The organism is Limnohabitans sp. 63ED37-2 (genome assembly GCF_001412535.1).
Classification (GTDB): Bacteria; Pseudomonadota; Gammaproteobacteria; order Burkholderiales; family Burkholderiaceae_C; genus Limnohabitans_A.
The window spans coordinates 1,942,137-1,954,572 of sequence record NZ_CP011774.1; the positions used below are offsets into that span (position 1 = coordinate 1,942,137).

14 protein-coding genes are annotated in these 12,436 nt (G+C 64.0%); 6 read left to right on the forward strand and 8 right to left on the reverse strand.

The window, feature by feature from the left end; genetic code table 11:
• Positions 1-34 precede the first annotated feature (34 nt).
• The gene (locus L63ED372_RS09185) at positions 35-862 is read left to right on the forward strand and encodes an alpha/beta fold hydrolase (RefSeq protein ID WP_062405514.1); all 828 of its coding nucleotides are present in this window, start codon (positions 35-37) and stop codon (positions 860-862) included.
• Positions 863-897: 35 nt separating this feature from the next.
• Here the strand turns inward: L63ED372_RS09185 and L63ED372_RS09190 are convergent, their stop codons facing one another.
• Entirely contained in the window at positions 898-1,617 is a 720-nt protein-coding gene (locus tag L63ED372_RS09190) for a 16S rRNA pseudouridine(516) synthase (RefSeq protein ID WP_062407871.1), read from the reverse strand.
• Between the two features lie 160 nt (positions 1,618-1,777).
• On the opposite strand from L63ED372_RS09190, the gene L63ED372_RS09195 reads away from it, so the two are divergent.
• Positions 1,778-1,990 carry a hypothetical protein gene (locus L63ED372_RS09195; RefSeq protein ID WP_442915163.1) on the forward strand — a complete coding sequence of 71 codons (213 nt, stop codon included), beginning with the start codon at positions 1,778-1,780 and terminating at the stop codon, positions 1,988-1,990.
• Here the strand turns inward: L63ED372_RS09195 and L63ED372_RS09200 are convergent.
• Both L63ED372_RS09200 and L63ED372_RS09205 read right to left on the reverse strand, forming a co-directional pair.
• Complete coding sequence (locus L63ED372_RS09200) at positions 1,987-2,976, reverse strand: tRNA dihydrouridine synthase (protein ID WP_062405516.1); 990 nt, start codon at positions 2,974-2,976, stop codon at positions 1,987-1,989. The two genes, L63ED372_RS09195 and L63ED372_RS09200, sit on opposite strands and share 4 nt — an antisense overlap.
• 23 nt (positions 2,977-2,999) lie before the next feature.
• On the reverse strand, positions 3,000-3,518 hold the full coding sequence (locus L63ED372_RS09205; RefSeq protein WP_062405517.1) for a GNAT family N-acetyltransferase: 519 nt from the start codon (positions 3,516-3,518) through the stop codon (positions 3,000-3,002).
• Positions 3,519-3,618: 100 nt separating this feature from the next.
• Between L63ED372_RS09205 and L63ED372_RS09210 the strand changes: the two genes are divergently transcribed.
• The 4 genes from L63ED372_RS09210 to bktB all read left to right on the forward strand — a co-directional run bounded on the left by L63ED372_RS09210 (position 3,619) and on the right by bktB (position 7,925).
• Positions 3,619-4,473: a c-type cytochrome gene (locus tag L63ED372_RS09210; protein WP_082431653.1), complete on the forward strand. Its 855-nt coding sequence runs from the start codon at positions 3,619-3,621 to the stop codon at positions 4,471-4,473.
• Entirely contained in the window at positions 4,470-5,804 is a 1,335-nt protein-coding gene (locus L63ED372_RS09215; protein ID WP_062405525.1) for a c-type cytochrome, read from the forward strand. The genes L63ED372_RS09210 and L63ED372_RS09215 overlap by 4 nt, the downstream gene beginning before the upstream one ends.
• 66 nt (positions 5,805-5,870) lie before the next feature.
• Positions 5,871-6,626 (forward strand): SDR family NAD(P)-dependent oxidoreductase, encoded by a 756-nt coding sequence (locus tag L63ED372_RS09220; RefSeq protein ID WP_062405527.1) that lies wholly within the window; start codon positions 5,871-5,873, stop codon positions 6,624-6,626.
• 114 nt (positions 6,627-6,740) lie between these two features.
• Entirely contained in the window at positions 6,741-7,925 is a 1,185-nt protein-coding gene (gene bktB / locus L63ED372_RS09225) for a beta-ketothiolase BktB (RefSeq protein ID WP_062405529.1), read from the forward strand.
• A 75-nt stretch (positions 7,926-8,000) separates the two neighbouring features.
• Here bktB and L63ED372_RS09230 read toward each other — a convergent pair whose 3' ends face one another.
• The 5 genes from L63ED372_RS09230 to L63ED372_RS09250 form a co-directional block, all read right to left on the reverse strand.
• Positions 8,001-8,360, reverse strand: coding sequence for a RidA family protein (locus L63ED372_RS09230; RefSeq protein ID WP_062405531.1), 360 nt, complete (start codon positions 8,358-8,360; stop codon positions 8,001-8,003).
• Positions 8,357-8,986, reverse strand: a complete 630-nt coding sequence (plsY, locus tag L63ED372_RS09235; protein ID WP_062405533.1) for a glycerol-3-phosphate 1-O-acyltransferase PlsY — start codon at positions 8,984-8,986, stop codon at positions 8,357-8,359. Before plsY ends, L63ED372_RS09230 begins: the two co-directional genes overlap by 4 nt.
• 28 nt (positions 8,987-9,014) lie before the next feature.
• Positions 9,015-9,506, reverse strand: a complete 492-nt coding sequence (locus L63ED372_RS09240) for an aminoacyl-tRNA deacylase (RefSeq protein ID WP_062405535.1) — start codon at positions 9,504-9,506, stop codon at positions 9,015-9,017.
• Positions 9,507-9,515: 9 nt separating this feature from the next.
• Positions 9,516-10,577: an aldo/keto reductase gene (locus L63ED372_RS09245; protein ID WP_062405537.1), complete on the reverse strand. Its 1,062-nt coding sequence runs from the start codon at positions 10,575-10,577 to the stop codon at positions 9,516-9,518.
• 79 nt (positions 10,578-10,656) lie between these two features.
• Positions 10,657-12,426 (reverse strand): acyl-CoA synthetase, encoded by a 1,770-nt coding sequence (locus L63ED372_RS09250; protein WP_062405539.1) that lies wholly within the window; start codon positions 12,424-12,426, stop codon positions 10,657-10,659.
• Between the last annotated feature and the right edge of the window lie 10 nt (positions 12,427-12,436).

Below are 12,436 nucleotides of genomic sequence, written 5' to 3' on the forward strand. Positions count from 1 at the left end.
CTCAAGTGTAATCGTCACTCCCTCTGGAATTCAGATGCAGCCGTGCACCCTTCAAAAAATAAGCATTCAAGGCATTGGCCTTGAAACCCTGAGCATCGCCGCACCTGCCGGGGCCGAAGCGCCAACCCTCGTGTTTTTGCACGAAGGCCTGGGCAGCGTGCGCATGTGGCGCGATTGGCCTGCCCTGCTGTGCGCCCAATTGGGCTGTGCGGGGCTGGTGTATTCCCGCCAGGGCTATGGCCAGTCTGACCCGGTGCCCGATGTGCGCGGCCCCTCTGGCCAAAAGGATGGCCAGCGGCATGGGCGCTTGTTGCCCGACTACATGCACCGCGAAGCTTGGGAGGTGTTGCCCGCCCTGCTGCAGGCCTTGGGCATCGCGCGGCCCGTGCTGCTGGGGCACTCGGATGGCGGCACCATCGCCTTGCTGCACGCCAGCCGTTTTCATGTGCGCGGGTGCATCGTCATGGCCCCTCACGTCATGGTGGAGCCGGTATCGCTGCAGGCCATCACACAGGCCCGCCAAGCCTTTGAGCAAGGGCCCTTGCGCCAGCGTCTGGCCCCCTACCACGCCGATGTGGACTGCGCCTTCTGGCAATGGAACGAGGTCTGGCTGAGCGCAGCTTTTGCCCGGTTTGACATCCGAGGCGAATTGAGCGGCATCCGAGCACCGCTGCTGGCCATTCAGGGCGTGGATGACCCTTATGGCACGCTGGCCCAGATCGAGGACATCGCCAAAGCTGTAACGCACACCACTTTGCTCACACTGCCGGGCTGCGGCCATTCACCTCACCGCGACCAAGCCGACGCCGTGTTGGGTGCGGTGAAAACCTTCATGGCCCAGTTACCAAAAAATCAGTCATGAAGCTGTGCATGAAGACACCCATTTAGAGCCGCGGCTCAGGGCTTGAGCACCGCCAAATCCGAGAGCGTCAAAAAGCGCCATTGACCAGGGGCCAGATCGCCCAACACCAGACCACCGATTTGAGAGCGGTGCAAGGCCTCGACCCGGTTGCCCACGGCCGCCACCATGCGCTTGACCTGGTGGTATTTGCCTTCGGTCAGGGTGAGTTTCAGGTGCAACTCGCTCACGGCCTCGCAGGCGGCGGCTTTGACGGGCTGGGGGTCGTCGTCCAGCACCACACCGGCCAGCAGTTTGTCCACCATGTCGGGCGTGATCGGGTGCTTGGTGGTGACCTCATAAACCTTGGGCACATGGTGCTTGGGCGAGCTCATCTTGTGGATGAACTGGCCGTCGTCGGTGAGCAGCAGCAAACCGGTGGTGTCTTGGTCGAGCCGACCCACGGCCTGAACGCCCTGCACCGCCGCTTTTTGCGGGCGCTGGCGCAAAGGCGCGGGCAGCAAGGTGTAGATGCTCGGCCAGGTGGAGGGTTTTTGCGAACACTCGGTGCCTGCAGGCTTGTGCAGCAGCACATAGGCTTTGTCCAGGTAGGGCCAAGCCGTGCCTTGCACGGTGAACTGCAGGTCCTCCAGGTCAAAGAATTCACCCGCATCGGTGACGGTTTGGCCTTGCACTTGAACGTGGCCTTGCTGGACCAGGCCTGCACACACGCGGCGGGTTCCAAAGCCCTGGCTGAACAAAATGTCTTCCAGGCGCATGGGTTTGAGGGGTTTGGCTTTCATGGGGCATGATTGTCGCCTCGAATCAGACCCTTGTCGCTTGCAGGAGACCCGGCCCATGAGTGCTGCCCTTGAATCGCTCGACCGCATGAACACCGCCCTGGCCCGCAGCCAAAACGGCGAATTGCCGCAAAGCGAAATGATTCGCCTGTGGCGCTCAGAATCGGCCTCTTTGGCACTGCCCGCACGCTTTGACGAGGTGCTGCACCCCTTGCTGGACCGCATCGAGGCCAGCGTTTTGTTCAGCGAAGAAAGTTGCTCGTTCAGCCAAAAGGATTTGCTGGCCAGCCTGCAAATGTGGGCCGACAAGGCGCGGCTGCGGCTGTCCAGCCAAAACGGCGCACAAACCTAAATCGCGTGCGCCAGCTCTGGCGCTGAGGCCGTGTGCTGAGCCAGCCAGCGCTCGATGTGGCCCGCGTCGTGCACCAGGCGCAACTCGTCAAAAGCCTGTTGCGCCTCGGGGTAAACACGGCGCATGTAGTTCAGCCACTGCTTGAGACGCCCCGCCCGGTGCCGCGTGGCCACGCGGGCACTCACACCCAGCCAGAACACCTGCATCAAAGCCACTAAGCGGGACCAGGCCACCCCCTGACCCGGTGCCCGTGCTTGCCCTGTGGCCAACTGGTGCGCAATGGCCAGCGCCAGCCCCGGGTCGGTGACCATGCCGCGCCCGATCATGAGGCGGTCGCAGCCCGTCACCTCGCGGCAGCGCAGGGCATCACCCACCGTCCAAATTTCGCCATTGGCCACAATGGGCAAACGCACATGCTGGCGCAAGTCGGCAATGCGGTCCCAATAAGCGGGTGGGCGGTAACCGTGCGCCTTGGTGCGGGCATGCACCACCAACTCGCTGGCCCCGGCCGCCTCGATGGCCAAGGCGCATTCCTCGGCGCGGCTGTCGTCGTTGTAGCCCAAACGCATCTTGGCCGAAACCGGGATGTGCGCGGGCACCGCGCGGCGCACCGTCGCCACGATTTGCCCCACCAACTCGGGCTCGTCCAGCAGCACGGCGCCGCCGCGGTGCTGGTTCACGGTTTTGGCCGGGCAACCAAAGTTCAGATCAATGCCGTGCGGCTGCAACTCGGCCAGCGCCGCCGCGTTGTCGGCCAGGCACACCGGGTCCGAACCCAGCAGCTGCACCTTGACCGGCACGCCCGCTGGTGTGCGGCTTTGGTTGAGCAACTCGGGGGCCACCCGAATGAAGGCGCGGCGCGGCAAGACCGTGTTGGTCACACGGATGAATTCGGACACACACTCGTGCACACCGCCCACGCGCGTGAGGACATCGCGCAAGGTGTGGTCGAGCAGCCCCTCCATGGGGGCCAGCATGATGTGCATGGCGGGCCTGAAAGCGATATCGATCAGCCGAGCTTGCGCTTGAGGCGAACTTCTTCGACCTTCACGCCACCCAGAGGCACGGTGCGTGCGGTGTTCATCTCACGCTTGAAGCCCGCCAGGTCGTGAAAGCGCAGCGTGCGCTCGTGCAGCAGGGGCAGCCACACGGTGACGTCGGTGCAGTCTTCATCTTCCAGCCCTTCGCGGGCCGCGTCCCACAGGGCCAGGCCAATGCCTTGACCAATGCGGTCTGGGGCCGCGTAGATGGCCCAGATTTCGCCCGTGGTGTTTTTGCTCTTGGGGTCACGCGAGCGGTCAAAGCCCACAAAGCCCACGATGTCTTTGCCTTCCACCGCCACCATGACCTGCGGCTCGCCGTACTCAATGGCCTCTTTCCAGAAGGACACGCGTTTGGGCATGGGCGTGGCGTCCCAGTGGGCATCGGGCACTTGGCCTTCGTAGGCGGCGCGGCAGGCGCTCACATGCAATGCGGCCACGGCAGGCGCGTCTTGGAGGGTGGCAAATCGGACTTGGATATCGGACATGGCTTGAACAGATGAGAGGAAAACAACGCACTTGGGGCCCAAGGGCTTTTGGCGCAAAACCCGACATTGTCGCCGCTTCGGTTATCTTCAAGGCATGAGGATGTTTCTAAGCCGTCAGAATTTCACCGCGCCCAGGCCGCCAGCCTCCCAGGGCCAAGCCACACACCCCAGCTTGCGCCAGACCTCCAGCGGGTTTTTCAAAGGCTTGGTTTGGGCCGCATTGGCGCTGTGCGCTGGCGCCGCGAGCGCCCAAACACCGGCCCGCTTTGCCGACGACATGGCCGAGCGCACCCGCGCCTGCACCGCCTGTCACGGTGACCAGGGACGCGCCGGGCCCGATGGTTACTACCCACGCCTGGCGGGCAAACCGGCCGGCTACCTGCACAACCAGCTGCGCAATTTTGCGCAAGGCCGCCGCCACTACGACCTGATGGCCCGCTTGGTTGACCCCTTGACCGACGCGTATCTGGGCGAGATGGCCCTGTACTTTTCCAAGCTCCAATTGCCCTACCCCGCCCCCACCGCCAACAATGCGATCACACCCGAGCGCCTGGCCAAAGGCCAGCAATTGGTGACCCAAGGCGACGCCACCCGTGGCCTGCCCGCCTGCACCCAGTGCCACGGCGTGCGGCTGACAGGTGTTCAGCCCAACGTGCCCGGGCTCTTGGGCTTGCCGCTCGACTACCTGAACGCCCAGTTGGGCGCTTGGCAAACCGCACAACGCCGTGCCCACGCGCCCGATTGCATGGCCGAAATTGTCAAACGCATGCCCGCGCAGGACCTGATCGCGGTGTCGAGTTGGCTGGCCCGCCAGCCCTTGCCTGCCGATACGCGAGCGGCCGAGACCGCCCCGGCTGGCCCGGCCTTGCCCGAGGCCCTGCGCTGCGGCAGCGCCCCCGAACTCTCGGCCACACGCCAGGCCACCGCCCCAGCCAAGGCAGGGGGCCAGCCATGAAAAACGCTGTGCTCAAGATGAACCCCGTCCAACGCTTGGGCTGGGTCACGCTGGCCAGCGTGTTGCTGCTGGCCTTGGGTGTCGTGTGGGACAACTGGGGCGATCTGCTGAGGCCACAAAACGACAACACGGCCCTCACAGCACCAGCCACCGAAGCCCAGATTGAACAAGGCCGCTACCTTGCCCTGGCAGGCAACTGCATGGCCTGCCACACCACCCGGGGCGGCACCCCTTTTGCGGGGGGGCGCCGCATCGACACGCCCTTTGGTGGCGTTTACAGCAACAACCTCACACCCGACCCCGAAACGGGCCTGGGCCGCTGGACCCCGCAGGACTTCTGGCAAGCCATGCACCGGGGCCGCTCCAAAGATGGGCGCTTGTTGGCCCCGGCTTTCCCGTACAACCACACCAGCGTCATCACCCGCAGTGACAGCGATGCCATTTTTGCTTGGCTGAACACCCTGCCCCCAGTGGTGCAGGCCCAGCCGACCCACACCCTGGTCTGGCCCGTGGGCACACAGCCCGCTCTGGCCGTGTGGCGCAGCCTGTTTTTTGAGCCCAGCCCTTTTCAAGCCGCCCCAACTCACAGCGCCGAATGGAACCGGGGCGCTTACCTGGTGCAAGGCCTGGGCCACTGCGCCGCCTGCCACAGCCCGCGCAATGCGCTGGGGGCCAGCGGCGCGGTGAACGACCTGTCGGGAGGCCTGATGCCCGTGGTCAACTGGTATGCACCCGACCTGACCCGAGACACCGAAAGCGGCCTGGCCAGCACGCCCTTGCCCGAGATCGTGCGCTTGCTGCGCACCGGTGCGTCCAGCACCGCCCAAACCAGCGGCCCCATGGGCGAAGTGGTGCAGCACAGCCTGCAGCACCTGACCGAGGCCGACCTGAACGCCATGGCCGTGTACCTGCAGTCGCGCGCCCAAAACACGCCTCAGCCCACCACGGCCAAGACCCCAACTGCCCGCATCAGCCTGCAGGTGGCCACCCAGGGCACCAAGGTCTACGAGCGCCAGTGTTTGCAATGCCACGGCGAGCAAGGCGCGGGCGTCACCACCGCCTCGGGCGAGGTGGCCTACCCTGCCCTGGCGGGCAACCGCGCCGTGCTGCTGAGCGACCCCACCAACCTGGTGCAGCTGGTGCTGTATGGCGGCTACGGCCCGGCCACCCAGGGCCATCCGCGCCCTTTTGGCATGCCACCTGCTGTGCTGGAGCTGGATGACCGGGACATCGCGGCCGTGCTGACCCACCTGCGCACGCGCTGGGGTAACCAAGCCAGCGAAGTCACCCCCTTGCAGGTCAACCGCATCCGCGCGGCGCAGGGCCACTGAACCCTGGGCAGGTGCTTGTCATCTGCGGCACTGCATTCCTCGCGCGATGCCCCTAAGATTTTTGGCATGACCACACACCTCTACATCCTGACCGGCGCTTCGCGTGGCATGGGACTGGCCATGGCCGAGCAGCTGCTGCAGCCAGGCAACACCTTGCTGTGCATCTCGCGCCACGCCAACGCTGACCTGGCTCTCTCCGCCCAAAAGGCGGCTGTGCCGCTTTCGCAATGGACCCACGACCTGGCTGACGGTGAAGGCGCCAGCGAGCGGCTGCGCGACTGGCTGCTGGCACAGAACCCGGCTGATTTCGTCAGTGTCAGCCTGATCAACAACGCGGGCGTCATCCCGCCCATTAAGCCGCTGCGACAGTCCCAAGCCGCCGATCTGGCGATGGCCCTGCGTGTGGGCCTGGAAGCGCCGATGGCGCTGAGCGCGGCGTTTGTGGGGGCCACACAGGCCTGGCCCATGCCCCGCAAAGTGCTCAACATTTCTTCGGGCCTGGGCCGCTTTCCCATGGCCTCACAAGCGGGCTACTGCGCGGCCAAAGCGGGCATGGACCACTTCACTCGCTGCTTGGCGCTGGACGAAGCCCCACTGCCCAACGGCGCCCGCGTGTGCTCACTCGCCCCCGGCGTGATCGACACCGACATGCAGGTGCAGCTGCGCGGTGCGGCGGGCGAGGCGTTTCCGGACCAAGCGAAGTTTTTGCAACTCAAAGCGCAAGGCCAGCTCAGCTCGCCCGCACAGGCGGCCGAGCAAGTTTTGCGCTTTTTGGCCCGGCCCGATTTCGGGCGCGAGCCCGTGGCCGACGTGCGGGGCTGAAAGGCTCAGCCACCAAACTGCGCCGCTTGTCAGGCCTCTGTAGCCATTGCGCCTGACACTGATCGGCGTTGACCCCTGTACCCATTTGTCTATCTTTTAAATCTGGAGAACCCCATGAGCCGTGAAGTTGTTGTTGTCAGCGGTGTGCGCACCGCCATTGGAACTTTTGGCGGCAGCCTCAAGGACATTGCCCCCACCGAGCTGGCGGCGCAAGTCGTGCGCGAAGCCCTGTCCCGCGCGGGCACCTCTGGCCAAGACGTCGGCCATGTGGTCTTTGGCCATGTGGTCAACACCGAACCCAAAGACATGTACCTGTCGCGCGTGGCGGCCATCAACGGCGGCTGCGCCGAGGGCACCCCCGCCTTCAACGTGAACCGCCTGTGCGGCTCGGGCCTGCAAGCCATCGTGAGCGCCAGCCAAGCCATCATGCTGGGTGACTGCGACATCGCCATTGGCGGTGGTGCAGAAAACATGAGCCGTGCGCCTTATGCCAGTCTGGCCACCCGCTTTGGCGCACGCATGGGTGACACCAAAATGATCGACATGATGATCGGCGCCCTGCACGACCCCTTCCACAACATCCACATGGGTGTGACGGCCGAAAACGTGGCGGCCAAATACGGCATCACCCGCGAAATGCAAGACGCCCTGGCTCTCGAAAGCCACAACCGCGCCGAACGCGCCACGGCAGAGGGCCGCTTCAAAGACCAGATCATGCCGGTCATGCTGAAAAGCAAAAAGGGCGACGTGGCCTACACCACCGACGAGCATTTCCGCCCTGACTGCAAGCTCGAAGACATGGCCAAGCTCAAGCCTGTGTTTGTGAAAGAAAACGGCACCGTGACCGCCGGCAACGCATCGGGCATCAACGACGCCGCAGCCGCTGTGGTGTTGATGGAAGCCGGTGCCGCCAAGGCGCGTGGCGCCAAGCCCATGGCACGCTTGGTGGGTTACGCCCATACGGGTCTGGACCCCAAGATCATGGGTGTGGGCCCCATCTCGGCCACCCACGCGGTGCTCAAAAAGACCGGCCTCACGGTGAACGACCTGGACGTGATCGAAGCCAACGAAGCCTTTGCCGCCCAAGCCTGCGCCGTGACGCGCGAGTTGGGTCTGGACCCGGCCAAGGTCAACCCCAACGGCTCGGGCATCTCGCTGGGCCACCCCATCGGTGCCACGGGTGCACTGATCACCGTGAAAGCCTTGTACGAGTTGCAGCGTGTCAACGGCCGCTACGCACTGGTGACCATGTGCATCGGCGGCGGTCAGGGCATCGCCGCGATTTTTGAGCGCATGTGAGGCTTCGGGTCTGACCCCAACAAAAAATGGGCCTCCACAGAGGCCCATTTTTTTCGGGAGCGCATGAGGGCGGCGTCAGCCCTTGACCGCCGCTGTGACCACCACCTCGATCAAATAGGCCGGATTGGCCAGTGCCGCTTGCACAGTGGCACGGGGTGGCGCACTGCCGGCCACCACCCAAGCGTCCCACACCTCGTTCATGGCGGCGATGTCGGTGATGTCTTGGAGGTAAATCTGGGTGCGCAGGATGCGGGTTTTGTCGCTGCCCGCCTCGGCCAGGCGTCGTTCGATCTGCTGCAGCACATCGGCCGTTTGGCTGCGGATGTCGGTGGCCTCGCATTCGGGCACCATGCCCGCCAAATACACCACGCCATTAAAAACCGCCGCTTCGCTGTAACGGGCCGCGACATGCAGGCGCTGGATGTCGGTGTTCATGGTTTTTTACCTCCAAATTTCGACTCGGTGCCGTCCAGCAAACGGTGGATGTTTTCGCGGTGACGCCACACCAGCAGCAAGGCCATGGCCGACAGGCTCAAGACCTCAGCGGCAGTGGCCTGCCAGGCCACACCGTCGCCGAACAGGTAAAAAACCGGCGCAAACACCGCCGCCACCATGGAGGCCAAGGACACGTAGCGGCTGAAATACAAGACGATGGCAAAACTCAGCACCGTGGCCAGCGCCAGCGTGCCATGCACACCAATGACCACCCCCACCGCCGTGGCCACACCTTTGCCCCCCACAAACCCGAAAAACACCGGGTACAGGTGACCCAAAAATGCGGCCAGGCCCGCCAGCGCTGCAATCTCAGGACCCAAACCGTATTCAGGCCCCCAAGCCAGCACCATCGCCACTGGCAACCAGCCTTTGAAGGCGTCCAAGAGCAAGGTCAAGATTGCCGCCTTTTTGCTGCCCGAGCGCAGCACATTGGTGGCCCCCGGGTTTTTGCTGCCGTAGCTGCGTGGGTCGTTCAGGCCCATCAAGCGGCTCACGATCACCGCAAAACTGAGCGAGCCCAACAAATAACTGGCCAACACCACGGCCACCGGAATCAAGGCATCCATCCAAATCTCCCTCTGTCTTGTATGGGCGTCATTCTGCCAGTGCGCAGTTCACCGGCTGGGCGCCCAGCAGCTGCACACACACTTGCGGGTCGAGGCCCACCAGATAACCGCGCCTGCCGCCGTTGATGCAGATGCGCGGCAAACCGAGGATGGTTTGTTCGATGTAAACCGGCATGGCCTTGCGCGTGGCAAAGGGCGAGGTGCCGCCCACCAAATAACCGCTGTGCCGGTTGGCCACCTCGGGGGCGCAGGGCTCCACCGACTTCAAGCCGATCTGCCGCGCCAAATTCTTGGTGGACACCTTGCGGTTGCCGTGCATGAGCACCACCAGGGGCTTGGCGTCTTGGTCCTGCATGATCAGGGTTTTGACCACACTGAACGGGTCCATACCCAGCACCTGCGCACTGTGCTGGGCGCCGCCATGCTCCAGGTACTCATAGGGATGCTCGGTGAAACTCACCCCCTGCTGGCGCAAGAGCGCCGTGGCCGGGGTTTCACTGACTTTGTCTTTTTTGGCCATGGACCTGGATCACAAGGCCGGGTCGCGCATTTCCCAACGGATGGCGTCAATGGCCTTGAGCACTTCGGGGGAGAGCTCGGTGCTCCAAGCGGCCAGGTCTTCGTTGAGCTGCGCCAGCGAGGTCACCCCGATGATGGTGCTGGCCACGCTCCAGCGGTGGTAACAAAACGCCAGCGCCATCTGGGTGGGTGTCATGCCGTTGTCGCGGGCCAGCTGGTTGTAGCGGCGTGCCGCCACCAGCGCCTCGGGGCGGCCCCAGCGCTGCTTGCGCATCGAGTCGTAGCGGGCGATGCGGCCACCATCGGGCACCAGAGGACCTTGCAGGTCGTCGTTGTCGTATTTGCCCGTGAGCAAACCAAAACCCAGCGGCGAATACGCCAGCATCGACACGTTCAGCCGGTAGCAGGTCTCGTCCAGACCGTTGTCGTAGGTGCGGCTGACCAGGCAATAAGGGTTTTGCACCGTGGCCACACGCGGCAGGCCATGCTGCTCGGCCAGGCGCACGAATTCGTGCACACCATAAGGCGTTTCGTTGGACAGGCCGATGTAGCGCACCTTGCCAGCTTTGACCAATTTGGCCAGGGCTTCGAGTTGTTCGTGGATGGAGGTGACCGACTTGTCTTTGGCCGGGTCGAAATACGTCATGCCAAAGACCGGCACATGGCGCTCTGGCCAATGGATTTGGTACAGATCAATCACATCGGTTTGCAGACGGCGCAGGCTGGCATCGCAGGCATTCATAATGTCTTGCCCGGTCATGCCCGAGCCTTCACGGATCCAGGGCATGCCACGCGAGGGGCCCGCCACTTTGGTGGCCAGCACCAGCTTTTCGCGGGCACCGGGGTTTTGGGCAAACCAGTTGCCAATGAAGGTCTCGGTAGCGCCGCAGGTGTCGGCCGAAGCGGGCACGGCGTACATCTCGGCCGTGTCGATGAAGTTGATGCCCGCTTCCAGTGAGCGGTCCAGGATGGCGTGCGCGTCGGCTTCACTCACCTGTTGGCCGAAGGTCATGGTGCCCAAGCAAATCGGGGTCACTTGCAGGTCGGATTGACCGAGTTGAACGAGTTTCATGGTGTGTACTGTGTTGAATTCAAGCCTGCAGGTTCTCCCCGAGGGGAGAAACAAGGCGATGGGTTGATTTTGTCACGCGTCAAAGGGCTGGGCCTTTAAGCGCTGTCGCGCGTGCTTCTTCCTGCAGCCGCAGCACCCGCCGCTGCACCTTGCCGGTGGTGGTCATGGGCAGTTGGTCGATGAATTCGATCTCTTTGGGGTATTCATAAGGAGCCAACAAACCCTTCACGTGGGCCTGCAGTTCGCGGCGCACTTCGTCGTCAAAGCTGGCCTGGCCTGGCCCGGTGGGCCTGCGTGCCAACCAGTCGGGCGACAGCACCACATAGGCCTTGACCACCGCACCCCGGTCGGCGTCGGGCTTGGGCACGACAGCGGCATTCTGCACAGCCGGGTGCTTGACCAGGCAGTTCTCGATCTCGCCGGGGCCGATGCGGTAACCGGCGGCCTTGAACATGTCGTCGGTGCGGCCTTGGTACCAAAGGTAGCCGTCTTTGTCCGCCACTGCCATGTCACCCGTGCGGCACCAGTTGCCCGTGTATTTCGCCTGGGTGGCTTTGTCGTTGTTCCAGTAGCCCAAAAAGAACACCGGGTCGGGCTGGCCATGCACATCCAAACGGTTCACGGCCACCTCGCCCGGCGTGCCGGGTGGGCAAAGCTGGCCAGCCTCGTCGATGACGGCGACCTGGTGGCCCGGGTAGCCCTTGCCCATGCTGCCCGGTTTGGCGGGCCACAGGCGGGCGCAGTTGCCCACCACGTAGTTGATCTCGGTCTGGCCGAACATCTCGTTCACCGTCACGCCCATCTGCTGCTGGACATAGGCAAACACCGCGTCACCCACCGCTTCGCCCGCGCTCATCATGGCTTGCAGCTTCAGGCGGTAGCGGGCTTTCACATTGGGCACCGCCTTCATCATGGCTTTGAGTGCCGTGGGGAACAAAAAGGTGTGCGTGACCGCGTGAGTTTGCAAAATCTCAAACGCCATCTCGGGCGAAAACCGCCCGTTGAAGGCCACGATGGGCCTGCCAAAGTACAGGCTGGGCAGCAAGGCGTCCATCAGCCCACCGGTCCAGGCCCAGTCGGCGGGCGACCAGAACACCGCTTTGGACGGGCGACTGGCGTCGAACGGATCAAAACCAAACCAATTCTGGCTGCACACAAAACCCGTCAGGTTGCCGATCAGGGCCCGGTGCGGGATGAGTGCGCCCTTGGGGTTGCCGGTGGTGCCGCTGGTGTAAATCAGCACGGCCGGGTCTTCGGCCAGGGTGCTGACGGCTTTGAACGAAGTGGCCTCGCTGGCCACGGCTTTTGCGTAATCGAGGTCGGCCTGCGCCCCCGCCTCCCCCACCCCGATCAGGGTTTGCAAACCGGGGCAGTCGGGGCGGGCCTGTTGCAAGGCTAGCACGGTGGATTCGTCACACACGGCCACACGGGCCTGGCTGTCGTTGATGCGAAAAGACAGGGCTTCCGGCCCAAACAGCATGGACAGCGGCATGGCCACCGCGCCCATTTGCAGCACCGCCATGTAGGCCACGGCCGTTTCAAAGCGCTGGGGCAACACAATCGCCACCCGGTCGCCACGCACCACGCCCTGCGCCTGCAGCACCCGGCTCAGGCGGTTGGCCGCAGTTTGCAGCTGGGCAAAGGTCCAACTCTGGCCCAAGCCGTGCCCCGCCACATGTTCGCGGATGGCCACACGCCTGGCCGTGGCGGGCTGCGCCGCCCACTGGCCGCAGCAAGCCTGCGCCATGTTGAAGCGCTTGGGCACTTTCCAGCCAAAGCCTTGGTGGATGGCCGCATAGCGGTCCGGGGTGATGGGGTCCCGGCGGTCCTGGTTGCGACTGACGCTCATCGTGTGTCTC